The sequence below is a fragment of the Klebsiella sp. JB_Kp004 genome, assembly GCF_040065795.1.
In the GTDB taxonomy this organism is placed as follows: domain Bacteria; phylum Pseudomonadota; class Gammaproteobacteria; order Enterobacterales; family Enterobacteriaceae; genus Klebsiella; species Klebsiella quasipneumoniae.
Map to the genome: position 1 here is coordinate 25,218 of NZ_JBEAKW010000048.1, position 24,279 is coordinate 49,496.

Annotated in this window: 21 protein-coding genes and 1 tRNA gene; 10 read left to right on the plus strand and 12 right to left on the minus strand. The window is 59.6% G+C overall.

Going from position 1 to position 24,279, the window contains the following annotated elements; all coding sequences use genetic code 11:
- Window positions 1-214: 214 nt before the first annotated feature.
- A complete protein-coding gene (locus tag ABLX76_RS22230) occupies window positions 215-1,411 on the minus strand; it encodes a Bcr/CflA family multidrug efflux MFS transporter (protein ID WP_023290465.1) in 1,197 nt (398 codons plus the stop codon).
- Window positions 1,408-2,127 carry a 16S rRNA pseudouridine(516) synthase RsuA gene (rsuA, locus tag ABLX76_RS22235; RefSeq protein ID WP_023290466.1) on the minus strand — a complete coding sequence of 240 codons (720 nt, stop codon included), beginning with the start codon at window positions 2,125-2,127 and terminating at the stop codon, window positions 1,408-1,410. The genes ABLX76_RS22230 and rsuA overlap by 4 nt, the downstream gene beginning before the upstream one ends.
- A gap of 147 nt (window positions 2,128-2,274) precedes the next feature.
- On the opposite strand from rsuA, the gene ABLX76_RS22240 reads away from it, so the two are divergent.
- Both ABLX76_RS22240 and rplY read left to right on the plus strand, forming a co-directional pair.
- A complete protein-coding gene (locus tag ABLX76_RS22240) occupies window positions 2,275-4,032 on the plus strand; it encodes a DEAD/DEAH box helicase (RefSeq protein ID WP_080901697.1) in 1,758 nt (585 codons plus the stop codon).
- Window positions 4,033-4,168: 136 nt separating this feature from the next.
- Window positions 4,169-4,453 (plus strand): 50S ribosomal protein L25, encoded by a 285-nt coding sequence (gene rplY, locus ABLX76_RS22245; RefSeq protein WP_032453540.1) that lies wholly within the window; start codon window positions 4,169-4,171, stop codon window positions 4,451-4,453.
- 58 nt (window positions 4,454-4,511) lie between these two features.
- Here the strand turns inward: rplY and ABLX76_RS22250 are convergent, their stop codons facing one another.
- Window positions 4,512-5,399, minus strand: coding sequence for a LysR family transcriptional regulator (locus ABLX76_RS22250; protein WP_080901696.1), 888 nt, complete (start codon window positions 5,397-5,399; stop codon window positions 4,512-4,514).
- 103 nt (window positions 5,400-5,502) lie between these two features.
- Between ABLX76_RS22250 and ABLX76_RS22255 the strand changes: the two genes are divergently transcribed.
- The gene (locus tag ABLX76_RS22255; protein ID WP_348875312.1) at window positions 5,503-6,789 is read left to right on the plus strand and encodes a serine hydrolase; all 1,287 of its coding nucleotides are present in this window, start codon (window positions 5,503-5,505) and stop codon (window positions 6,787-6,789) included.
- Between the two features lie 20 nt (window positions 6,790-6,809).
- Here the strand turns inward: ABLX76_RS22255 and ABLX76_RS22260 are convergent, their stop codons facing one another.
- Window positions 6,810-7,406 carry an NUDIX domain-containing protein gene (locus ABLX76_RS22260; protein ID WP_348875314.1) on the minus strand — a complete coding sequence of 199 codons (597 nt, stop codon included), beginning with the start codon at window positions 7,404-7,406 and terminating at the stop codon, window positions 6,810-6,812.
- Between the two features lie 81 nt (window positions 7,407-7,487).
- Here ABLX76_RS22260 and ABLX76_RS22265 point away from each other — a divergent pair, with 81 nt between their 5' ends.
- Entirely contained in the window at window positions 7,488-8,255 is a 768-nt protein-coding gene (locus ABLX76_RS22265) for a DeoR/GlpR family DNA-binding transcription regulator (protein WP_049013174.1), read from the plus strand.
- Between the two features lie 13 nt (window positions 8,256-8,268).
- Here ABLX76_RS22265 and yejK read toward each other — a convergent pair whose 3' ends face one another.
- A complete protein-coding gene (yejK, locus tag ABLX76_RS22270) occupies window positions 8,269-9,276 on the minus strand; it encodes a nucleoid-associated protein YejK (RefSeq protein WP_004144267.1) in 1,008 nt (335 codons plus the stop codon).
- A 186-nt stretch (window positions 9,277-9,462) separates the two neighbouring features.
- Here yejK and ABLX76_RS22275 point away from each other — a divergent pair, with 186 nt between their 5' ends.
- The 5 genes from ABLX76_RS22275 (at window position 9,463) to eco (ending at window position 13,585) form a co-directional block, all read left to right on the plus strand.
- Window positions 9,463-9,690, plus strand: coding sequence for a YejL family protein (locus ABLX76_RS22275; RefSeq protein ID WP_004195346.1), 228 nt, complete (start codon window positions 9,463-9,465; stop codon window positions 9,688-9,690).
- A gap of 18 nt (window positions 9,691-9,708) precedes the next feature.
- A complete protein-coding gene (gene yejM, locus ABLX76_RS22280) occupies window positions 9,709-11,469 on the plus strand; it encodes an LPS biosynthesis-modulating metalloenzyme YejM (RefSeq protein WP_348875316.1) in 1,761 nt (586 codons plus the stop codon).
- 76 nt (window positions 11,470-11,545) lie between these two features.
- Window positions 11,546-11,622, plus strand: a tRNA-Pro gene (locus ABLX76_RS22285).
- A gap of 187 nt (window positions 11,623-11,809) precedes the next feature.
- On the plus strand, window positions 11,810-12,919 hold the full coding sequence (locus ABLX76_RS22290) for an AI-2E family transporter (protein ID WP_032453546.1): 1,110 nt from the start codon (window positions 11,810-11,812) through the stop codon (window positions 12,917-12,919).
- Between the two features lie 174 nt (window positions 12,920-13,093).
- Window positions 13,094-13,585 (plus strand): serine protease inhibitor ecotin, encoded by a 492-nt coding sequence (gene eco / locus ABLX76_RS22295; RefSeq protein ID WP_023290474.1) that lies wholly within the window; start codon window positions 13,094-13,096, stop codon window positions 13,583-13,585.
- Window positions 13,586-13,640: 55 nt separating this feature from the next.
- On the opposite strand, the gene mqo is transcribed toward eco, so the two are convergent.
- Window positions 13,641-15,275 carry a malate dehydrogenase (quinone) gene (gene mqo / locus ABLX76_RS22300; RefSeq protein WP_032453547.1) on the minus strand — a complete coding sequence of 545 codons (1,635 nt, stop codon included), beginning with the start codon at window positions 15,273-15,275 and terminating at the stop codon, window positions 13,641-13,643.
- Window positions 15,276-15,556: 281 nt separating this feature from the next.
- Here mqo and ABLX76_RS22305 point away from each other — a divergent pair, with 281 nt between their 5' ends.
- On the plus strand, window positions 15,557-16,795 hold the full coding sequence (locus ABLX76_RS22305; protein WP_348875317.1) for a SulP family inorganic anion transporter: 1,239 nt from the start codon (window positions 15,557-15,559) through the stop codon (window positions 16,793-16,795).
- On the opposite strand, the gene mgtE is transcribed toward ABLX76_RS22305, so the two are convergent.
- The 6 genes from mgtE to ABLX76_RS22335 all read right to left on the minus strand — a co-directional run bounded on the left by mgtE (window position 16,758) and on the right by ABLX76_RS22335 (window position 24,130).
- Complete coding sequence (gene mgtE, locus ABLX76_RS22310) at window positions 16,758-18,194, minus strand: magnesium transporter (RefSeq protein WP_023290477.1); 1,437 nt, start codon at window positions 18,192-18,194, stop codon at window positions 16,758-16,760. The two genes, ABLX76_RS22305 and mgtE, sit on opposite strands and share 38 nt — an antisense overlap.
- Before the next feature lie 149 nt (window positions 18,195-18,343).
- Window positions 18,344-19,987 carry a multidrug ABC transporter permease/ATP-binding protein gene (locus ABLX76_RS22315; protein WP_072420976.1) on the minus strand — a complete coding sequence of 548 codons (1,644 nt, stop codon included), beginning with the start codon at window positions 19,985-19,987 and terminating at the stop codon, window positions 18,344-18,346.
- Window positions 19,988-20,061: 74 nt separating this feature from the next.
- On the minus strand, window positions 20,062-20,715 hold the full coding sequence (gene alkB / locus ABLX76_RS22320) for a DNA oxidative demethylase AlkB (RefSeq protein ID WP_261902164.1): 654 nt from the start codon (window positions 20,713-20,715) through the stop codon (window positions 20,062-20,064).
- Entirely contained in the window at window positions 20,715-21,779 is a 1,065-nt protein-coding gene (gene ada / locus ABLX76_RS22325; RefSeq protein WP_241516568.1) for a bifunctional DNA-binding transcriptional regulator/O6-methylguanine-DNA methyltransferase Ada, read from the minus strand. The genes alkB and ada overlap by 1 nt, the downstream gene beginning before the upstream one ends.
- Window positions 21,780-21,852: 73 nt before the next feature.
- Window positions 21,853-22,905, minus strand: coding sequence for an FAD:protein FMN transferase ApbE (gene apbE / locus ABLX76_RS22330; protein ID WP_348875318.1), 1,053 nt, complete (start codon window positions 22,903-22,905; stop codon window positions 21,853-21,855).
- Between the two features lie 103 nt (window positions 22,906-23,008).
- Complete coding sequence (locus tag ABLX76_RS22335) at window positions 23,009-24,130, minus strand: porin OmpC (RefSeq protein WP_348875319.1); 1,122 nt, start codon at window positions 24,128-24,130, stop codon at window positions 23,009-23,011.
- Window positions 24,131-24,279: the final 149 nt, after the last annotated feature.

Consider the following 24,279-nt stretch of genomic DNA (forward strand, 5'->3'; position numbering starts at 1 on the left):
AAGCGCTTATATTCCAGCGTGTTATTTTTTAACCCGGCAAGCCGATTGGCGCTATATGTACCCGTTTCTGTGATCCAAAACAACTTTTTTATCGCAACAATGCGACTTTTTACACTAATTGATTTTACATAAAGGAAACAAATCGCAGAACCCTGAAGCCCATTGCGGTTGACGTGCATCAAGAAAGGGGCGATTTCGCCCCTGAAAATGTGACCTAGCGTGCGATTTTTCGCCGGCGGGAAGCGTAAAGGGAGAAGAAAATAGAGCTGGTGGCGCAGAAGGCGATGGAGATCAGCATCGGCCAGGCGGTGGTAAAGGTGGCCATCGACAGCAGCGCGCCGATAATCGCCCCGATACCAAAGCGGAAAGTCCCCGCCAGCGACGAAGCGGTGCCCGCCATATGCGGAAACTCATCGAGGATCACCGCCATAGCGTTCGACGACACCATCGATACGCAGCCAACGAAGGCAGCCACGCCGATGACCAGCGACCAGAAGCCGACGTCGAGCAGGGCGCAAACCACCATCCACACCGCCATGGCAAACTGGATCCACAGCCCGGCGCGGAACATGCGCAACGCCCCTACCCGCCGCACAAACCGGCTGTTGAACATGGTCATCAGGAACAGAAAGACAATGTTCAGCGCAAAATAGTAGCCAAAGTGCTGAGGCGCGACGTGGTTAATATTGATATAGACGAAAGGCCCGGCGCTAAGAAAAGAGAACATGCCCGCGAAGCTGAAGCCGCTCGCCAGCATATAGCTCAGGACCCGCTTATGGCGGAACAGGGTGGCAAAGTTACCCATCGTGGTGCGCAGGTGGAACGGCTGACGCCTTTCAGCCGGCAGCGTTTCGCGGATAAACAGGCCGATCATCAGCGACGCCAGCAGGGCCGCCAGGGCGAGGATCCAGAAGATGGCATGCCAGCTGAACCAGACCAGCACCGCCCCGCCGACCATCGGCGCCACCAGCGGCGCAATGGTCGTCACCAGCATGACAAACGACATCATCCGCGAAAACTCATCTTTCGGATAGATATCGCGCATCAGGGCGTTGATCACCACGCTGGCCGCCGCGGCCGCCAGACCGTGGAAGAAGCGCATGGCGATCAGCATCTCGATGGTCTGCGACAGGGCGCAGGCCACCGCCGCCGCGGCGAAGACCAGCGTTCCGCCGAGGATCACCGGCTTGCGGCCGAGGCTGTCAGCCATCGGACCGTACAGCAGCTGCCCCAGCGCAAAGCCGAGGATATAGGTGCTGAGAGTCATCTGCGCGCTGCCGTCCGGCACGTGGTACTGGGCAGCGATCACCGGCAGGGCCGGGAGATACATATCGATCGACAGCGGCATCAGCATGGCCAGCAGGCCAAGGATAAAGACAATCCCCAGAGACGAATTTTGCTTCAGCGTCACGTTTTGCTCCGTGGCTGCGGGGCGCCCACGCTGGCGATTTCCGCTTCCGTCAGCGGACGATATTCACCCGGCGCCAGAGATTCATCCAGTAGGATGTCGCCGATGCGTTCCCGATGCAGGCCAACCACGTGGTTGCCCACGGCGGCGAACATGCGTTTCACCTGATGGTAGCGGCCTTCGCTAATGGTGAGGCGCACTTCGGTCGGAGTGATAACTTCCAGCACCGCCGGTTTGGTGAGATCTTTTTCGTTATGCAGCTGGACGCCTTTGGCAAACAGCTCCGCGGTCCCTTCCGCCAGCGGGCTTTCCAGCGCCACCAGATAGGTTTTTTCACAGTGGTGTCGCGGCGAGGTAATGCGGTGCGACCATTGGCCGTCATCGGTCATCAGCACCAGTCCGGTGGTGTCGATATCCAGCCGACCGGCGGCATGCAGCTTATGCGCCACCGGCTCGTCGAGGAAATAGAGGATAGTCGGATGATCGGGATCGTCGGTGGAACAGACGTACCCCTGCGGCTTGTTGAGCATAAAATAGCGCGGGCCGTTCTGCTGGGTCAGCGTGTTCCCGTCATACTCCACCTCGTGCTCCGGCTGAAGCTTAAAGGAAGCATCTTTTACAATGTCGCCGTCCACGGTAACGCGGCTGCCGCGGATTTCACGCCCGGCAATAGCCCGGCTGACGCCAAGCTGCTGAGCGATAAACTTATCAAGTCGCATGAGATTTTTTTAGCCTGTCAAAGTGCTGGAGCGGGCAAATCGCCCGAAAAAGAAGAAATTCACTGGCTAGTATAACGGGCTCTTAACACCACTCAAGGGAAAAGATTCATGGCATACTATTCGCGAGTTAATTAGCCCCGTGAATTCATGACTTTTACATTACGTCCCTACCAACAAGAAGCCGTCGATGCCACCCTCGCCTGGTTTCGTCGCCATACCGAGCCGGCGGCGATTGTCCTGCCCACCGGCGCGGGCAAAAGCCTGGTGATCGCCGAGCTTGCCCGACTGGCCCGCGGCCGCGTGCTGGTGCTGGCCCACGTCAAAGAGCTGGTGGCGCAGAATCATGCTAAATACTGCGCCCTTGGCCTCGAGGCGGATATCTTTGCCGCCGGACTGCAGCGTAAAGAGAGCCACGGCAAAGTGGTGTTCGGCAGCGTGCAGTCGGTGGCGCGCAATCTGGCGCAATTTCGCAGCGAGTTTTCGCTGCTGATCGTCGATGAATGCCACCGCATCAGCGATGATGACGACAGCCAGTATCAGCAGATCATCAGTCACCTGCGGCAGGTCAACCCGCAGCTCCGGCTGCTCGGCCTGACGGCGACCCCGTTTCGCCTCGGCAAGGGGTGGATCTATCAGTTCCACTACCACGGGATGGTGCGTGGCGATGAAAAAGCGCTGTTCCGCGACTGCATCTATGAGCTGCCGCTGCGCTATATGATTAAGCACGGCTACCTGACGCCGCCGGAACGCCTCGATATGCCGGTGGTACAGTACGATTTCAGCCGCCTGCAGGCGCAAAGCAACGGCCTGTTCAGCGAGGCCGATCTTAATCACGAACTGAAAAAACAGCAGCGCATTACACCGCATATCGTCAGCCAGATCGTGGAGTTCGCCGAAAGCCGCAAAGGGGTGATGATCTTCGCCGCCACCGTGGAGCACGCCCGGGAAGTGACCGGCCTGCTGCCGGCAGGCCAGGCGGCGCTGATCACCGGGGAAACCCCGGGTCCGGAACGAGATCGCATCATCGAGGCGTTTAAAGCGCAGGCGTATCGCTATCTGGTGAACGTCGCGGTGCTGACCACCGGCTTCGACGCCCCGCACGTCGACCTGATCGCCATCCTCCGCCCCACCGAGTCGGTGAGTCTTTACCAACAGATCGTTGGCCGCGGCCTGCGCCTGGCGCCGGGAAAAACCGACTGCCTGATCCTCGACTACGCCGGCAACCCGCACGACCTGTACGCCCCGGAAGTGGGAACGCCGAAGGGTAAAAGCGACAACGTGCCGGTGCAGGTCTTCTGCCCGGCCTGCGGCTTCGCCAATACCTTCTGGGGCAAAACCACCGCCGACGGCACCTTGATTGAGCATTTTGGCCGCCGCTGCCAGGGGTGGTTCGAAGATGACGACGGCCACCGCGAACAGTGCGACTTCCGCTTTCGTTTCAAAAACTGCCCGCAGTGCAACGCGGAAAACGATATCGCCGCCCGCCGCTGCCGGGAGTGCGACACCATTCTGGTTGACCCGGACGACATGCTGAAGGCGGCGCTGAAGCTGAAGGACGCGCTGGTGCTGCGCTGTAGCGGCATGGCCCTGCAGCACGGTAGCGACGAGAAAGGCCCGTGGCTGAAAATCACCTACTACGATGAGGACGGCGCCGACGTCAGTGAGCGCTTCCGTCTGCAAACGCCCGCCCAGCGTACCGCCTTTGAGCAGTTGTTTATCCGCCCGCATACCCGCACGCCGGGCGTGCCGCTGCGCTGGATAACGCCGGCGGATATCGTGGCCCAGCAGACGCTGCTGCGCCATCCGGACTTTGTCGTCGCCCGCATGAAAGGCCAGTACTGGCAGGTGCGGGAAAAAGTGTTCGATTATCAGGGGCGTTTTCGCCGCGCCAACGAGCTGCGTTAATCACCCGAAAGCTGAGGTTTTGATTGCCCGGGTGTCGTTTGGCGGCTATAATGCCGCCCGCTTTTGCATTCGCAAAGCAGATAATCCGCCTGTTGCTGGGTCGCCTGTAGCAGGCTTTATATATAGAGAGACATCAATGTTTACTATCAACGCAGAAGTACGTAAAGAGCAGGGTAAGGGTGCGAGCCGCCGCCTGCGCGCAGCTAACAAGTTCCCGGCAATCATCTACGGTGGCGAAGCTGCTCCGGTTGCTATCGAACTGGACCACGACAAAGTATGGAACATGCAGAGCAAAGCTGAGTTTTACGGCGAAGTTCTGACCGTCGTTGTTGATGGCAAAGAAGAAAAAGTCAAAGTTCAGGCTGTTCAGCGCCACGCGTTCAAGCCGAAACTGACTCACATCGACTTCGTTCGCGCGTAATCGCCGATAGCAAGTTGTATGGCAAGCGCCCCGGGGTCTTCGGCTCCGGGGCGTTTTGTTATCCGCGCCGCCAAAGCGCCGGCGCCTCGTCCACGATGTCGCTCAGCAGCCGGTGCTTATTCATTCCGGGCAGCCAGAGCATCACCATGGTGACGTTCAGCCCCTGACTGCCGACCTCCGTCGCGATTTCACCGACTCCCTGCCACTCGCCTGGCCGCAAATGGTCCGGTAAAAACCCCCAGCCCCTCCCCTGCTCCATCGCATGGCGCAGCAGGGTAATTTCGTTCATATACAGCGTATGGCCGGAGATCTGCAGCCGGCGGGCAATCTGATCGTCGCTGCGCCGGTGCATCACCAGCTGCGGCGTTAACGAGAGATTGAGCAGCGTCAGCGGCCGCGCGGCATCCCGGAACAGGCGGTCCGCCGCGTAGAAACGCAGATCCACGGTGCCGAGCGCCCGCCACTCCATTTCGCTGCCCAGCGTGCGGTTGTTGGCCTGGCACATCGCCATATCCGCCACGCCATCGCTCAGCGCCTGCTCGGCTTCGCGCCGCGAGGCGCTCCAGCAGCTTAACCGGATCTGCCGCCGGGCCAGCGTATCGGCCAGTGCGCAGAGAAAATCACGTGGGATAAAGGGATCGTATACCAGACGCAGCGCCTGCCCGGCGGTTTGCGGCAGCGTTTGCGCAAAAGACTCGAAAGCCTGCGCCTGGCGCAACAGCAGATGCGCCTGACGAAAAAGCTGCTCCCCTTCGGCGGTTAAGGTCAGGGTACGCCCTTCCCGGCTGAACAGCCGATAGCCCAGCGCATCTTCCAGATAGTCCAGCAGATCGCGCAGCGTGGTTCGGTCTTTACCTAACCGAATGGCCGCCCGCGACAGGCTACCAGTCTCGGCGATGGTGGCGAATGCTTCAATCTGCGCGAAAGAATACTGCAGGGTTTTCATCCTTCTCTCCCTTGCGGGGGAAAATCCCCCCTTTACTGATTTTAGCCGCCGCGCGCCGATTTATATACTGCGATGCGAATCTATGGCAAACGAGGAAAGGATGATGATAAGAAAACCACTGGCCCTGGCGTTAATCCTGGCGGCGCTGCCGGCCGCGGCAATGGCACAACGCTGCGGCGACCTGACGCTGGATGTCTGCCCAACGCCTTACGACCAAACGCTACCCGCCGCCAAAGATATGCTCAGCTGGGATCAGACTTCACGCGTGATTGGCTTTCGAAATGACTATCGCAACTATGCCGGCGATGTTTTCCGCCACGGCGCCTCGGCGCCGCTGGAACGCGCTGAAAAACAATTGACCGATGCCCGCTATACCCTCAACGGCCACACCTGGACCCTGCAGGATTACCTGAAGCGCGAGAACGTCAGCGGTATGCTGGTGCTGAAAGACGGCAAAGTCGCCTGGAAATATCTTGGCGACGGCAACACCGATACCACCCTGTGGACCTCACGCTCGGTGGGAAAATCGGTGGTCTCGACGCTGGTGGGCATCGCCATTCAGCAGGGTAAGATCCACTCCCTTGATGATCTGATTACCGTTTATGAACCCGAACTGAAAGGCACCGCCTGGGACGGCGTGACGCTGAAGCAGTTGATGCAGCACACCAGCGGTGTGGAATGGAATGAAGACTACACCGACCCGCAGTCGCACTTCGCCCGCCTGACCCAGTGCGAGGCGCAGCCCGGGGCCTATGCCTGCGTGCGCAAGATCGTCACCGGCCTGGCGCGCCAGCATCCGGCGGGGGAGCAGTGGTCCTACTCTTCCGGCGGCGCCTGGCTGTTGGGCGATATCCTGGAGCGCGCCACCGGTATGTCTCTGGCCGCCTGGCTTGAGCAGTCGCTGTGGCGGCCCGCCGGGATGGCCCACGACGGCGTATGGCATGCTTATCAGCAAGGGAAGCACGATGTCGGCGCCCACGGTTTTAACGCCACCCTTGAAGACTGGGGCCGCTTCGGCGAATTCGTCGCCCGCGATGGTCGGTTAAGCAACGGCAAACAGCTGGTGCCGGCGAGCTGGTTCGATCAGGCCGCAAGCTGGACCACTGCGCTAAACTCGGTCTCGGCGGCGCATCCGCAAGGTATCTACGGCTATCAGTGGTGGAATAACGCCATTCCGGCGAATGCGCAAAACGTCCAGCCGACGCCGCAGGAAGGGCTGAAAGACTCGCTGTGGGCGCTGGGGATCTACGGCCAGGTGATCATGGTGAACCGCGCGGAACACCTGGTGATCGTCCAGTGGTCGACCTGGCCGCAGGCGGAACCCTCCTTTAACGCCCAGCCGTTGGAAGCGGCGCTGATGTACAGCGCCATTGCCCGCGAGCTGCGTTAACCCTCCCTGCTCCTTGCCGCTCAGCCGGCGAGGAGCGTGTCGGCATTCAGCGCCAGGTGCTGCAGAAGGATAATGGTTTTGGCATCCATGATCTCGCCATCGCGAATGGCCTGCAGCGCCCGCGCCAGGGGCCACTCCAGCACTTCAATGTCCTCACCTTCCGCCGCCAGCCCGCCGCCGTCTCCCTGCCGGTCATCGGCCTGATATTCGGCGATAAAAAAGTAGAGTTTTTCGGTGACAGATCCGGGGCTCATAAAGACGGTGAAGAGGGGCTCGATGCGCGTCACCCGAAAGCCGGTCTCCTCTTCCGCTTCGGCAACGATCCGCGCCTCCGGCGAGGCGTTATCCAACAGCCCGGCCGCCGCTTCAATGAGATATCCGTCGTGACCGTGAGTAAACACCGGAAAACGGAACTGACGGGTCAGGACCACCGTCCGCTTTTCCCGTCTGTAGAGTAAAATGACCGCGCCGTTGCCGCGATCGTAGGCCTCGCGGCTCTGCTCCTGCCAGCGTCCGTCCCGGCGCTGCAGTTCGAAGGTATATTTTTTCAGCGTGTACCAGTTATCAGAGAGCAGCGTCTCGCGAACGTGACGGACGTGCGGTGCGTGAGTTTGCATGTTATATCCCCTTTCAGATGACAGCAGGCACCATAACATGCATAATCGTGCATAAACAAGATCACTCGTGAAGGAAAAATCATGCTCGCCAGTCAACGAAAACAGCAAATCCTGCAGATCCTTGCGGAGGAAAAACAGGTGATGTCCGGGGAGCTGAGCCAACGGTTTAACGTCTCTGAGGACTCCATTCGCCGCGATCTGCGCGAGCTGGCGGCGGAAGGAAAACTGCAGCGAGTCCACGGCGGGGCGCTGCCGGTCTCCGCTGCCATCGCCCCTATTGAAACACGCAAAAGCGTGCAAATCGCCTCCAAGCAGGCGGTGGCGCGCGCTGCCGCCGGCCTGATCCAGCCTGGACAGGTGGTGATTGTCGATGGCGGCACCACCACCGCGGCGATGATCGGCTTATTACCCGCCGACCTCAGCTGCACGGTGGTCACTCACAGCCCCGGCATCGCCGTGGCGCTGGTCGATCACCCGCGAATCGAGGTGATCCTGCTCGGCGGCAAAGTGTTTAAGCATTCGGTTGTCGCCGTCGGCCCTGAAACGCTGGAAGCAATGGCGCGGATCAACGCCGATGTGTTCTTTATGGGGGTGACCGGCGTCCACCCGCGAGCGGGTTTTACCACCGGTGATTATGAAGAGGCAGGCATCAAGCGCGCGCTGGCGGCCAGGGCCGCGGAAACCGTGGTGATGGCCTCCCGGGAAAAGCTCAACGCCGCGTCGGCCTTTGCCATCGGCGAGCTGAACCTCGCCAGTACGCTTATCGTCGATGGGGAGCCCGACGCCGCGCTGCGCCAGCGGCTGGTGCAGAGCGGCGTGGAGATCGTCCCCGTTCAGCGGTCGCGCTGACGGGGCGTGGCGCTTAGTTGCCGCCGGACGTCCGGCGCTGCAGCTGGTCGCGCAGGTTCGGCGGGGTGCCCTTAATGGTCAGGGTATCGGTGGCGGGATCCCAGAATACGCGTTCGCCCAGCAGCATCGCGTCGAAGTTAATGGTCAAACCGCCGCCGCTGCCGGCAAACTTGGTCAGTTGACGTAAGGTGCTGCGATCCGCCGGGAAGCTCTCTTCCAGCTCGTAGCCCTGCTCGGCGGTGAATTCCTGGAAGCTCTTTTCGCTGACGCCGGCAAGCTCTTTGGACAGCGACTCCAGCTCAATCTCTTCCCCGGCCTGCAGCTGTTCATTGCAGTAAGCATAGACCTGCTGACGCACATTCTGTCGCTCGGATTTATCAAGCTGCGCGTCGGCGGCAAAGTCATCCACCGCCTGCAGCAGGCCGCGGTTCTGCGCTTTGGCGTTGAGACCTTCGCTGGCGCCGAGGAAATCCATGAAGAAATCGGCCACTTTGCGCCCCACCCGCCCTTTCAGGAAGGTCAGGTAGCGGGTCGACTCCGGGTTGGTTTCCCACTCGGTCAGATCGATGCGCGCGACGATATCGGCATGGTTAATATCCAGATAATGGGTCGAGCGGATATCCAGCTCTTCGTTGACGCGCATGCTGCTCAGGTTATTGAGCACCGCCACCAGCAGATACTCGACCGCCAGGTAACGATACTGACAGAAGAGGACAATGCCCCCTTCGGCGAACGGGTATTTCGCCAGCTCATCGCGCAGGCGGCCGGTCGCCGCACGGCTGAACGCCAGAAACTCCTCTTCCCCCTGACGCTGCAGGCGCAGCGCCTGCGCCAGTTCGCTCTCTTCATTGAACAAGCCATAGGCTTTGCTTTTGGCGCTATAAACCCGGTGCAGTTCAGCCATCATCTCGACGACCGTCGCATTCGGCTCCAGCAGTGACTCGCGCAGCACCAGCTCCAGATTTTGTTCATCACGTTTGATTAACTGATGCAGGGCAATCTGGTCGATATCCAGACTCATGTTAAACTCTCCTTTTAGACCGGGCGGTATTCAACCACCGCCGGGTTGCCGACGCAACTGGCGCCACACATTTCGACGTCATGACTGACGATCGGTGCGCTTTTGCGCCGCGGCGAAAAAATGCGGAAAAAAAGCTGCTGCTACGGTAATATGTTGCCCTTTCACGAACAAACAGATTTTGAGTTTATGCCGCAAATTTCCCGCTATAGCGATCAACAGGTCGAACAGTTGCTCAGCGAGCTGACGAACGTCCTGGAATCACACAAAGCCCCGGTTGACCTTTCACTGATGGTGTTAGGCAATATGGTGACCAACCTGATCAACAGTAGCGTCGCGCCGGCGCAGCGTCAGGCCATCGCCCGTTCTTTCGCGCAGGCTTTGCAATCTTCGATTAACGACGATCCAGCGCATTAAGGATAACAGCAACAGTATATGGTGACTCTACGTCAGCCCTACCGAGAAAAAGTCTCCCAGATGGTTAGCTGGGGGCACTGGTTCGCCCTGTTCAACATGTTGTTGGCCATGGTGCTCGGCAGCCGCTACCTTTTTGTCGCCGACTGGCCGACGACGCTTGCCGGACGACTCTTTTCGTACGTCAGTCTCGTCGGGCACTTCAGCTTCCTGGTGTTTACCAGCTATGTGCTGATCCTCTTTCCGTTGACCTTTATCGTGGTCTCGCAGCGCCTGATGCGCTTCCTGTCGGTGATCCTTGCCACCGCCGGGATGACGCTGCTGCTGATAGACAGCGAGGTCTTTACCCGCTTTCATCTTCATTTAAACCCGGTGGTCTGGGAGCTGGTCATCAACCCTGACCAGAATGAGATGGCGCGCGACTGGCAGCTGATGTTTATCAGCGTCCCGGTCATCTTTTTGATTGAAATGCTCTTCGCCACCTGGAGCTGGCAAAAGCTGCGCAGCCTGACGCGTCGCCGCCATTATGCCCGCCCGGTCGCCTGGTTCTTCTTTTTGTCGTTCATCAGCAGCCACCTGGTCTATATATGGGCGGATGCCAATTTTTATCGCCCGATCACCATGCAGCGAGCGAATCTACCGCTTTCTTATCCGATGACCGCCCGTCGTTTCCTTGAGAAACATGGCCTGCTCGACGCCCAGGATTATCAGCGTCGCCTGGTGGAGCAAGGGGCGCCGGAGGCGGTATCGGTCCAGTATCCGCTCAGTAACCTGCGCTACCGCGACCTCGGTGCGGGCTATAACGTGCTACTGATCACCGTCGACAACCTGAACTACTCGCGGTTTGAAAAAACGATGCCGGCGCTGGCGGCGTTTGCCAAAGAAAACGTGAACTTTACCCAGCATATGAGCTCGGGCAATACCGCCGACAGCGGCCTGTTTGGCCTGTTCTACGGCATTTCGCCAGGCTATATGGACGGTGTCCTCTCGGCGCGTATTCCCGCGGCGCTGATCACCGCTCTCAACCAGCAGGGCTACCAGCTGGGCCTGTTCTCTTCCGATGGGTTTAGCAGCCCGCTGTATCGCCAGGCGCTGCTCTCCGACTTCTCGCTGCCGAGCGCGAAGACCCAGAGCGACGAGCAGACCGCCAATCAGTGGATCGGCTGGCTGGACCGTTACGCGCAGGATGAGAATCGCTGGTTCTCGTGGGTCTCGCTCAATGGCACCACCCTCGACGATACGCAGCAGCAGGGCTTTGTCCGCCGTTATAGCAAGGCGGCAGGCGACGTTGATGCCCAGATCGATCGGGTGCTGACCGCGCTGCGCGAAGCCGGCAAGCTCGATAATACGGTGGTCATTATCACCGGCGGCCACGGCAAGCCGCTTAACGTCAAACACGACCCGTTCGACTGGTCGCGCGAGCAGCTGCAGGTGCCGCTGGTTATTCACTGGCCGGGCACGCCGGCCCAGGAAATTGCCACCCTGACCGATAACAAAGATGTGATGACCACGCTGATGCAGCGCCTGCTTCACGTGTCGACGCCGGCCAATGAGTATTCGCAGGGGGAAGATCTGTTCAGCGCCGCGCGGCGTCGGAACTGGGTCACCGCGGCCAACGGCGATACGCTGGCGATTACCACCCCGACTATCACCGTGGTCCTCAACCATAACGGCACCTATACCACCTGGAGCCGCGACGGTGAGAAAATCAAAGATCAGAAACCGCAGCTCAGCCTGTTGCTGCAGGTCCTGACCGATGAAAAACGCTTTATCGCTAACTGATTGATTAATTATGAATCAATCGCGCGCGACCCGCTTGCATTCGCCTGGGGAACGGGTAATATTGTTCCCCACGCGTCGGCACGTAGCGCAGCCTGGTAGCGCACCGTCATGGGGTGTCGGGGGTCGGAGGTTCAAATCCTCTCGTGCCGACCAAAAATCCCTGAGAAACCAGCCTTTTAAGGCTGGTTTTTTTATGCCCCTCTTTTACGCCTGTTCTCCCCAGCTCGTTGAATTTGTGCCCTTTCCGCGCCACAGCGTATAGAGTACGACTATCCTGATGGTAAATTACGTCGTAGCATCTATTATTCGACCGTATGACTCATAAGCAGGAGCGGATGACATGAGAGTTAATGGACTTACCAAAGGATTTTTCATCCTTATCGTCTTCATTGTAACCCTGGCCTTTTTTGATGTTCTCTCACCCTATTATTCCGCCATCCTCTGGGCCGCCATCCTCGCGGTGATTTTCAATCCGGTCAAAAACAAGATGCGCACCCGCCTCGGCGAACGTAACGGCCTTGCGGCGCTGATGACCATCGTCATTATCTGCCTTATCGTGTTCACGCCGCTGGCGATTATCCTGTCGTCACTGGCCTACGAGCTGAACGTGGTGTACAGCAAACTGCAGCATAACGATACCCAGTTCCCGACGGTGGTCGCCAGCCTGATCGCCCACCTCCCCGGCTGGGCCAGAAGCTTCCTCGCCGAACATAACCTGGATAGCGCGCAGCAGATCCAGCAGCAGCTCTCCGATGTCGCCCTGAAAGGCGGCCAGTATCTGGCCGGCAGCGCGTTTCTGATTGGTAAAGGCACCTTTGGCTTCACCGTCAGCTTCGGCATTATGCTCTACCTGCTGTTCTTCCTGCTGAAGGATGGCCCTCACCTGGTGCTGTTGATCCTCGAATCTCTGCCGTTATCCAGTTACGTGAAGCAGCACCTGTTCGCTAAGTTCGCCGCGGTGGCCCGCGCCACGGTAAAAGGCACCGTCGCCGTGGCGCTGGCGCAGGGGGCGCTGGGCGGCTTTGCCTTCTGGATCGCCGGTCTGGACGGCAGCATTCTCTGGGGCGCGCTGATGGCGTTCCTGTCGCTTATCCCGGCGGTAGGCTCGGCCATTATCTGGGTGCCGGCGGCGATTTACCTTTTTGCCACCGGCCAGCTGTGGCAGGGCGCCTTTATTGTCGGCTTCTTTGTCATTGTGATTGGCCTGGTGGACAACATTCTGCGTCCGCTGCTGGTGGGCAAGGATACCAAAATGCCGGACTACCTGATCCTGATCGCCACGCTGGGCGGCATGGAGATCTACGGTATTAACGGCTTTGTTATCGGCCCGCTGATCGCCGCCTTGTTTATCGCCTGCTGGAATTTGCTGTCGGGGCGGGAACACGCTGGCAACACCGATGAAATCGATGAAGAATTTATTGAGGAAGCGAAAAATAGCCGTAATGAATAATTTCACCGGCTGGCCTCTGGCGGCCTGCCAGCGCCCCTGTTGCGCTCTGGGCGGCCGATGTCTTACCAGTAGATAACACTATTCATTTTGCAAAAATTGGTAAATAAATCTTAACATTTAGCAAAGTGATGATAGGCTATCTCTGTCAGGAACGAAAATAAAGGATGATCAACCGTGAAAAAAATCACTACGCTAGCCGTTTCTCTGCTGACCGCCGCCTGCATGTCTGCCGGCGCCCTGGCCGCAGACCAGCCGCTGGAAAAAGTCGCGCCGTTCCCGAAAGCGGAAAAAGGCATGAAGCGTCAGGTTATTCAGCTGCCGCAGCAGCAGGATGAATCGGCGCTGAAGGTTGAGCTGATGATCGGCCAGACGCTGGAAGTTGACTGCAACCACCATCGTCTTGGCGGGGAGCTGGAAAGCAAAACCCTGGAAGGCTGGGGTTATGACTACTATGTTTTTGATAAGCTGAGCGGCCCGGTATCCACCATGATGGCCTGCCCGGACGGCAAGAAAACGAAGAAATTTGTGACTGCCGGCCTCGGCGATGACGCCATGCTGCGCTACAACAGCAAGCTGCCGATCGTCGTCTACACGCCGACCAATGTCGATGTGAAATATCGCATCTGGCGCGCTGAGGAGACTATCGGTAACGCCGAGGTCCGCTAAGGCGCGCCATTAAAACGGCAATAAAAAAACGGCAGCCCGCAGGCTGCCGTTTTTGTCAGAGCGCGATATCCGCTATCGGCTTGCCGCCGCTCAGCGGCTTCAGCTCCGCCTGCGGGGCTTCATCCATCGCCGCGGCTGGCTCATATTTCAGCTCCAGCACTTCACTGGTCCACGCCAGCGCTTTCTCAATCTCCGCCGGGTTGCCATCAAGGCGAATACCGTAGGTCGGGATGATCGCCTTCAGCCTGGCCTGCCATTCCGGCGAATTAACTTTGTCCTTAAACACTTTTTCCATCAGCTGCAGCATGATAGGCGCCGCGGTGGAGGCGCCTGGCGATGCGCCGAGCAGCGCCGCGACGGTGCCTTCGTCATCGCTGACCACTTCGGTGCCCAGGCGGAGTACCCCGCCCTTCTTCGCATCGCGCTTGATGATCTGCACGCGCTGACCGGCCTGCCACAACCGCCAGTCCTCTTTCCGCGCTTCCGGATAGTATTCGCACAGCGCGGCCAGACGATCTTTGTCTTTCTGCATCACCTGGCTAATCAGATATTTCACCAGATCGAAGTTGTCCAGGCCGACGTTGAGCATCGGCAGGATATTCGAGGTATTGGTCGAGGCCAGCAGATCCCACAGCGAACCGTTCTTCAGGAAGCGGGTCGAGAAGGTCGCAAACGGCCCGAACAGCACCACGCGTTTACCGTCGATAATACGGGTATCGATATGCGGCACCGACATCGGCGGCGCGCCCACTTCGGCCTGGCCGTATACCTTCGCCAGATGGTGGTTTACCACCTCCGGATTTTCGCAGACCAGGAACTGGCCGCCGACCGGAAAGCCCGCATACTCTTTGGCCTGCGGAATGCCGGTTTCCTGCAGCAGGGTCAGCGCCGCGCCGCCGGCGCCGATAAAGATAAATTTGGCTTTAATAACCCGCTTCTGACGACGGTTGTCGGCATCCGCCAGGGTGACCGTCCAGCTCTTGTCGGCGTTGCGCTTGAAGCGACGCACCACGGTGCCCAACTGGAGGGAGAAATTATCATGCTTTTGCAGGCTGGCGATCAGCTGGCGGGTGATTTCGCCATAGTTGACGTCGGTTCCCACTTCCGTACGGGTGGCGGCCACTTTTTGCAGCGGGTCGCGACCTTCCATCACCAGCGGCGCCCAGGCTTTGATCTGCTGATGGTCTTCAGAGTAACGAATGCCGCGGAACAGTTCGCTCTGCTGCAGAGCCGCATAGCGCGCGCGCAGGAAGTTGACGTTATCTTCGCCCCACACAAAGCTCATGTGCGGCACGCTGTTAATGAATGATTTTGGTTTGTTCAGGACGCCGCGCGTCACCTGATGCGCCCAGAACTGACGCGAGATGTGGAAGGCTTCGTTGATGTCGACCGCTTTGTCGATATTGATGCCGTTGGCGGTCTGCGGCGTGTAGTTCAGCTCCATCAGCGCCGCGTGGCCGGTCCCCGCATTGTTCCACCCGTTTGAGCTCTCTTCCGCCACGCTGGACATCTGCTCAACCATGGTAATAGACCAGTCTGGCTCAAGCTCCTGCAGCCAGGTTCCCAGTGTGGCGCTCATAATGCCGCCGCCAATCAACAATACATCCGTCTCTTGCTCATGGCGGGTGTTGGTCCGAGTGCTGTTGGGACCAACCGCCTGTGAGCGTGGTACGGCCATCTTTTTATTCATCGGATTTGAGCCTTACTTTACTCGCTGTTTTTATTTAGCGCAGGTGATACGATTCTCACCCCTCACGTTACCACCGAAGCTCAAAAATTTAAATATTGTTTAAATTTTAAGTTCTGTTTTGAGATCCGTTATAAAAATGTTTAATAAATGTATACAGCAAATCACTTTTTGTACTGGTGCGCTGGTAGATTCCGCGCTATCATCCCTGGTTTTGTGACAGACCGCACGGAAGCAGGGTCTGACACCGCTCCTCCTTTTTTTATAAGCTGCGAACTTTTTTTATGCCTCCAGTTTCTGACTCCGCCGCTTCCGGCAACCTGCGCACCATCCTCCGTTCTCCGTCGCTGCTGACGCGCGAAGCCCTGGCCGGCGTGCTCACCGCCCTGGCGTTAATCCCGGAAGTGATTTCGTTTTCTGTCATCGCCGGCGTTGACCCGCAGGTGAGCCTGATTGCTTCCGTGGTGCTCTGTCTGGCGATGTCGCTACTCGGCGGACGCCCGGCGATGGTCACCGCGGCCGCGGGCTCAGTAGCGCTGGTCATTGGCCCGATGGTGCATCAGCACGGCGTGGGTTACATTCTGCCAGCCGTCATTCTGGCGGGTATTATTCAAATTTTGTTTGGTCTGTGCGGCATGGCGCGCCTGATGCGCTTTATCCCCCCGGCGGTGATGACCGGGTTCGTCAACGCCCTCGGGATCCTGATTTTCTTTGCCCAGGTGCCGCACTTCTGGAGCCGTCAGCCGCTCATCGTCGGCCTGTTTATCCTCACGCTGCTTATCGTCCTGTGGGCGCCGCGCTTTATTAAGGCTATCCCGGCGCCGCTGATCGCCATCGTCGCGCTCACTCTCTATACCGTCACCACCGGCCAGCTGCTGCCGACCGTCGGCGATGAAGGCTCGATGAGCGGCGGCCTGCCGGGATTCACCGCCCTGACCGTTCCCCTCAATCTTGCCACGCTGCAGATTATCTGGCCGTGCGCCCTCAGCATCGCCTTTGTCGGCCTGATGGAGTCTTTGCTGACGGCTAAGCTGGTGGATGACCTGACCCATACGCCGTCGAATAAATCGCGGGAGAGCGCCGGGCTGGGTATCGCCAACATCCTCGCCGGCTGTTATGGCGGTATCGCGGGCTGCGCGATGATCGGCCAGACCATCGTTAACGTGGAAATGGGCAAAGCCCGCAGCCGTCTCTCTACGGCGATCGCCGGTCTGGTGCTGCTCCTGCTGGTGACAGCGCTCAGCCAGGTGATGGCGAAGATCCCGATGGCGGTCCTGGCCGGGGTGATGGTGATCGTGGCGGTGAAGACCTTTAGCTGGCACAGCATTCGCCCGGGCGAGCTGGCGCGCAATCCGTGGCCGGAAACGCTGGTGATGCTGGTGACCGTCGCCGCGACGGTGGGAACCAGCAATCTGGCGATTGGCGTGCTGGCGGGGATCGCCGCGATGGCGATCATCCCCCGCCGCCTGCGGGCAAAAGCGCAGGCTACATCAGAAACAGCGTCGCCAGCCCCAGAAAAATAAAGAAGCCGCCGGTGTCGGTGATAGCGGTGATCATCACGCTGGAGCCGACCGCCGGGTCGCGCCCCAGCTTCACCATGACCATCGGGATTATGACGCCCATCATCGCCGCCATCAGCAGGTTGAGCATCATGGCCAGCGTCATCACTCCGCCAAGCTGCGGATCGTCATACAGCCACCAGGTGATGCCCCCCATGATCCCGCCCCACACCAGGCCATTAATCAGCGCAACGCCCATTTCACGCAGGATCAGGAAGGTAAAGCTGCCGGGCTGGATCTGCTGCAGCGCCATCGCCCGGACGATCATGGTGATCGTCTGGTTGCCGGTATTGCCGCCGATCCCGGCGACGATCGGCATCAGCGAGGCCAGCGCCACCAGCTGAGAAATGGTGTGTTCGAAGCCGTCGATGACCCTGGAAGCGATAAACGCCGTACACAGGTTGACCGCCAGCCACGCCCAGCGCGTTTTCACCGCCTTGCTGACCGGAGCGAAGACATCTTCTTCATCGCTCAGACCGCCCATCCGCCGCAGATCGTTGTCGGTCTCTTCATAGACCACATCGACGATCTCATCGATGGTCAGACGGCCGATCAGCTTACCATCGGCATCGATAACGGCGGCGCTGAGCAAGTCATCACGTTCGAAGGTGCGCGCCACCTTCTCCGCCTCTTCGTGCGGCTGAAAGGTGACCGGATCGCCCTCCATCACCTCCCCCACCCGCTTCTGCGCATCGTTGAGCAGAATGGTCTGCAGCTCCAGCTCGCCGAGCAGCAGCTTATTGCGGGTGGTGACAAACAGTTTGTCGGTGTTCTCCGGCATTTTACCGAGACGCCGCAAATAGCGCTGGACCGCCGCCAGGGTGGCCTCCGGCCGCACCGTAATGACCTCAAACTCCATGATCGACCCGACGCTGTTGTCGGCGTAGCGCATGATCTGGCGAATACGGGCGCGCTTCTCGGCCGGCAGTGTCGCCAGCAACCGTCCGGTCAGGTTGCGCGGCAGATGCTGCAGCAGGTAAACCTGTTCATCGATATCCAGCGGCTGCATCGCCTGCAGCAGCTCGTGGTCGCTCATCTTATCGATGAGGTCGCCCCAGACGTTTTCTGAGGCTTCCAGCAGCACTTCGCCGCGTTTATCGTCGGGCACCTGGCACCACAGCGCGGTGCGGGCGTCATAGGGGAGCGCTTCCAGCGCATCGGCGAGATCCGGCGGCGGCAGATGCGAGACCAGGATTTCCACTTCGGCCAGGTCATCGGCGAGCGTACCTTCATCGTAACGTTCTGCCAGCGTCAGTTTGCCCAGCAGCGCAGAGGTCACCGCTTTATCGGTGCTCAAGAGCCAAATCAGACGGGCGCGCTCTTCGTCACGCAAGCGGGCGCTTTTTTTATGCAAAACGGACATCGGTCGGGCAATCCTTTTGAGAATAGTGAGCCGGCCTGCAGGCCGGAAGCCTTAAGCATAGCGCGAGGAGGGGGAAATAATAACCGTCAGCAATGTAGACGCTGAAAATTTCAGCGGCGCCCGGGCTTTCCCCGGGCGCGCAGCGTGAATCAGGCCGTGCGGGCCACCGCATCGCGGGAGGCCTGCGCCCGCTCTTCGCCGGTGAGCTCTGACAGCTGCCCGGCACGCATCTCCAGCAGGCGATCGGCGTGCTGGAAGTAGTGATCGTCATGGCTGATGGCGAACACGGTTTTCCCCATCTGCTTCATCAACGGCAGCAGGACCTGGTAGAACTCGCGGCGGAAATGCGGATCCTGATCCGCCGCCCATTCATCCAGCAGAATGATATCCCGGGACTCGGCCAGCGCCAGCAGGAGCGCCACGCGCTTCTTCTGCCCTTTCGACAGCCGCAGGTCACCGATCTTACCGTTTTCCAGCTGCAGCTTGTGGGCCATTTGCAGACGCTCCAGCCACGTTGCCACCAGCGCCGGATCGGCCTCCTCACCCTGCGGCCCGAGCAGACGGTCGAACAGCCAGACGTCGGTAAACACGGCGGAGAACAGTTTGCGGTACGCCTCCGGTTTATCCGCCGCCAGCGGCTGGCCGTCCACCAGAATCTGACCGGAAACCGGCTGATACAGGCCGGTCAGGAGCATCGCCAGGGTTGACTTGCCGCTGCCGTTGCCGCCGATCAGAAACACCAGTTCGCCGCGTTTTAGCGTCAGATTAAGCGGCCCTACCGCAAAGCGATGGTCCGGATAATGGAAAGTGACATCGCGCAGCTCCAGCGTCTGCCAGTCAGCCTGCGGCTGCGGCCGGGGGAAATCGGCCCGGTACGGGGCGAGGGAGAACTGGCGCAGCTTGTTGAACGCCACCTGGGCGCTCAGCAGCGTGGGCAGCGCGCCGACGGCGGAGAGCAGCGGCGTGCGCAAAAACAGCAGCGTCAGGGAGTAGGTCGCCGCCACGGCGGTATCGGCCCAGCCGAGGCTGTTGGCCATCCAGAACACCAGCCCGATGGCGCCAAGCATCATAATATTCGACCAGTTGACCGCGCTGAGATGGAAGGTATCGGCGCGAACGATGTGGTGCCGGTACTCACGGGCGTCCGGGAGGTAGAGCTGATTAAACACATACTCCGCGCGCTCGCGGTTGAGGGTCAGCTCTTTGCGCCCTTCCAGCACCGTCTGGTAGTCGTGATAGAGCTTATCTTCCGTTTCGCGCAGGCTGGCCATATGTCTGTAGACCCGCGACACCAGCACAAAACCGCCCCAGATGGTGAGCGCCATCCACAGGGCCGTCACCAGCATCATTTTTCCTGACAGCCAGGCCAGATAAGCGGCGGAGCCGAAGGTGAGAATGATCCCCTGCACCAGCTCAGGGAGGCGTACAAAGGCGATGGTAATATTGCGGATATCGCTGGTCAGCCCGGCAAGCAGCGACGCGCTGCCGATCTTCTCCACCTGTTCAATCTGGGTATCGAGGATGCGTTTCACAAACTCGCCGCGCAGGCGATAAACAAAATGGTGGCCGAGGGTGGTCAACGCCAGCTGCGAGCCCAGGGTCACCGCCATCAACAGCCCCAGCAGGCCAAGAAATTCCGGCAGCACCCGCAGCGAGGTATCGACAGTGGCGATCAGGCGCAGGTTAATAAAGGCGATTAAGCCGATACCCAGCGCGGCGCTGAGCAGGCTGAGGGCAATAACGCCCAGAAACGGCCAGCGATACTGGCGCCAGACGAGAGAAAGAAGTTCCATAACAGGCTATCCGGAAAAGCAAAACAGCCAGCAGTTTAAACGGCTCGCCGGTGACATCAAGAATAATTCTTATTTTAATCGCCGGGACGGCCCGCCTGCCGAAAGGTGAGGTTATATCGACAGTCTCCGGTCTCGGGATGATGGCCCGCTTTCAGCGGCTGAACGCCATGATAAAACAGGCGCGACTCCCCGCCCCAGACCACCACGTCGCCATGCTCCAGCAGCAGCCGCTGCAGCGGGTCGCTGCGCTGCATCCCGCCAAACTGAAAGATGGCCGGCACGCCCAACGAGACCGAGACGATCGGCGCCCGCAGATCCTGTTCATCTTTATCCTGATGCAACGACAGCTTTGCGCCGGGCTGGTAGCGGTTAATCAGACAGGCGTCGGGGGAAAAGCCCGGATAGCCGCCGGCCGCGGCTGCCGCCAGCGCCAGTTCACGGAATACGGCCGGCATCGGCGGCCAGGTGTGATGAGTTACCGGGTCGACCGGGGCGTAGAGGTAGCCGTGGCGATCGGTGGTCCAGCCCAGCCGGCCGCAGTTGGTCATCGCCACCGACATGGTGTACCCGCCCGGCGTGACCATCTGACGAAACGGCGACTGACGGGCGACGTCGGCAATCGCCTGCAGCAGCCCCGGAGCGCGCTCGCGGGCAAAGCGCCGAAGGACCACCGCGCCGGGGGCCAGCGGCTCCTGCCACGGTGGGGTATCGCTAAACAGATCGAGCATTACTCCTCCTCTCGTTGCGCCTCGCGCGCCAGCAGCTGCGCTTTTCGCGCGGTTCCCCAGCGATAACCGGACAGCGCGCCATTCTCACGCACCACCCGATGGCAGGGAACGATCACCGCCAGCGAATTCGCCGCGCAGGCGCCGGCCACGGCTCTTACCGCCCGCGGCTGGCCAATATGCTCCGCCACCTGGCGGTAGCTGCGGGTCTCGCCCGCCGGGATCTGCCGCAGCGCCTGCCAGACCTGCAGCTGGAACGCGGTGCCCTGCAGATCCAGCGGCAGCGACACCGGCCGCCGGCTGTCGTCGAGGTGGGCGAAAATCTCCGCCATCTGACGACGAAACTCAGGGTCGCCCTGGCGCAGCTCGGCGCGGGGAAAGCGCTGGCGCAGATCGTCGAGCAATGCAGCATCGTTATCACCCGGCAGCACGGCGCAGACGCCGCGTTCGCTTTGCGCCACCAGGCAGCGGCCCAGCGCGCAGTCGCCCGTCGTCCAGGTCACCACGGCGGCGGCGCCGCCGCGGCGAAACTGGCTGGCGGTCATCCCTAAGGCGGCATCGGCCTGGCGATAATAGCTGCTGCTGTCGGGGAAGCCGGCAGCCAGCGCGGCGCGGGTCACCGGATTCCCCTGCTCCAGCGCCTCCCGCAGGCGTCTCGCGCGCCACGCCTGCTGCCAGGCTTTGGGGGTCATACCGGTCACGGATTTGAATAAACGGTGGAAATGAAACGGGCTAACCGCCAGCTCGCGCGCCAGCGCCTCGAGGGTCAGGGGCGCCTCCTGCTCCAGCAAGCGACAGGCCTGCGCCACTTTATCGATCCTTTGCTGCTGCGGGCAGGCTTTATCCGGCTGGCAGCGTTTGCAGGGGCGGAATCCCGCCGCCACGGCAGCAGCGACGTCAGCAAAAAAGCGCACGTTTTCCCGCCGCGCGCGCCGCGAGCGGCAGGAGGGACGGCAGCAGATGCCGGTGGTCAGTACCGCAAAGACGAACTGACCATCGGCCCGGGTATCACGCTCGCAGACCGCCTGCCAGCGGCGGTCATCAGTATCGGCAACTATCGGTTTCATCACGGGTCTCCTGCTGTAAGTGTATCCTCAGTCTGCGGTAAAGCCCGCCGCAAAAAACCCGCAATCTTGCTTTTTAATTTTTTTCGCCGACGAGGAAGGTACGGAACTGCGGCGACATCCAGGTTTTAAAGCCCTCCCCCTCTTTGACGATCATGTAGACCGCCAGCCCCTGCTCGCGCACCACCTGCTGCGCTTTTTCCGGCCCCAGCACCATCAGCCCGGTATCCCAGCCGTCCGCCTCCAACGCCGTTGGCGCAATAACGGTCACCGAGACCAGCTTATGGGTTATCGGCTGCCCGGTCTGCGGGTCGATGACGTGTGAGATACGTTTCCCGTCGAGTTCATAGTAGTTGCGATAGCTGCCGGAGGTGCTGATGCCGTGGCCATTGATGTCGACAATCGCCTGAACGCCGTTTTCCCGGTCGGTCGGTTTCTGGATCGCCACCCGCCAGGGCTTGCCTTCGCCATTCATCCCGCGGCTGACCAGCGCCCCGCCCACCGACACCAGATAGCGGGAGATCCCCTCCTGCTCCATCAAGCGCGCAAGGTGGTCGGCGGCATAGCCTTCCCCCACGGTGGAGAGGTCGACAAACAGATCGGGAATATCTTTTTGCAGGAACTGCCTGCCGCTCTGATTGATAACCTGCAGATGCTGCAGGCCGGTGCGTGCTTTCGCAGCGGCGATCGCCTGCGCATCCGGGGTGGCGACCGGCTGTTTATCCGGGCCAAAGCCCCACAGATTGACCAGCGGCCCCACGGTGATGTCCATCGCGCCGTCCGTTTTGGCGCCAATCCGCAGCGACAGGCTCACGATGTCCGCCATCGCTTCGCTCACCGGCCAGGGCCGGGTATCCGCCGCGTGGTTGAAACGCATCAGCGCCGAGTCGTTTTTCCAGGTCGACAGCAGGCGATCGTCGGCGTCCAGCTGGGCCTGAACCTTGGCGCGCAGCGCCTGGGCCTTTGCCTCATCCACACCGATAACGCTGACCCGCCAGAAGGTGCCCATCGTTTTACCATCCAGTACGGTGGCCGTTGAAGCGGGTGTCGCGGGAGTGGTGGCTGAATCGCAGCCAGAGAACAGTACGCAGGCGCCCAACAGCGCGGCGCGAAAGAAAGTCATATCCATTAATCGAGGCTCCTCTTACCAGGGCGACAAGAGTATACCAGCGAGGTTAAACCAGACATAAAAAAAGGCGCCAGAGGCGCCTTTTTGTTATACAGCTTGCAACTTAGAACTGGTAAACCAGGCCCAGGGCAACCACGTCGTCGGTAGAGATACCGGCTTTACGAGTGAAGTCGTTTTCATCCAGCAGGTTGATTTTGTAGTCAACATAGGTGGACATGTTTTTGTTGAAGTAGTAGGTCGCGCCCACGTCAACATATTTCAGGATGTCCTGGTCGCCGTAGTTTACACCTGTGAAGTTATTCTGCAGGTTTTTACCTTTAGACTGCAGGTAAGCGACGGACGGACGCAGACCGAAGTCGAACTGGTACTGAGCAACCACTTCGAAGTTCTGCGCTTTGTCAGCAAAGCCCAGGGAACCAGCGCGAGTTGCGTTGTAGGTCTGGGTGTACTGAGTGGCCAGGTAGATGTTGTTCGCGTCGTATTTCAGGCCGCCGGTGTAGGTTTCAGCGTTGTCGCCACGACCCAGTGCCAGCTTGCTGTTCTGGTCGCCAAGACGTTTGGAGTTAGAGTATGCGAAACCAGCGCTGATGCCATCAAAGATGTCATAAGTCAGAGAGGTACCGTAACCGTCGCCGTTCTGTTTCAGAGCGGTACGACCGTTGTTGGTCGGAGACAGAGCGCCTTCACCGCTCGGGCTGCCGTTTTTACCCTGGTACTGCAGAGCAAAGTTCAGGCCGTCAACCAGACCGAAGAAGTCAGAGTTACGATAGGTTGCAACGCCGTTAGCACGGGACTGCAGGAAGTTGTCAGAACCGTAGGTGTCGCCGCCGAATTCCGGCAGAACGTCAGTCCAGGACGTTACGTCGTATACTACGCCGTAGTTACGACCGTAGTCGAAAGAGCCCGCGTCGCCAAATTTCAGACCGGCGAATGCCAGACGAGTCCAGGCCTGATCGCTGGAGCTTTCAGTGTTGTTCGCCTGAACGTTGTATTCCCACTGGCCGTAACCGGTCAGCTGGTCGTTGATCTGAGTTTCGCCTTTCACGCCTACACGCATGTAGGTCTGGTCGCCGTCGACGCTCTTGTCGTCAGAGAAGTAGTGCAGACCGTCAATTTTACCGTACAGGTCTAATTTGTTGCCGTCTTTGTTATAAATTTCAGCCGCATTTGCTGCGCCTGCTACCAGCAGAGCCGGTACCAGGAGGGACAGTACTTTAACTTTCATGTTATTAACCCTCTGTTTGTTATATGCCTTTTATTATGCCACTGCTTACTGATTACCCTTCTAATCAGTCGGCTATTTCATTGTGCTGCAAAATGCAGAATAATCCAACAAGAATATGATACTAAAACTTCTAAGATGTTTCAAAGTTC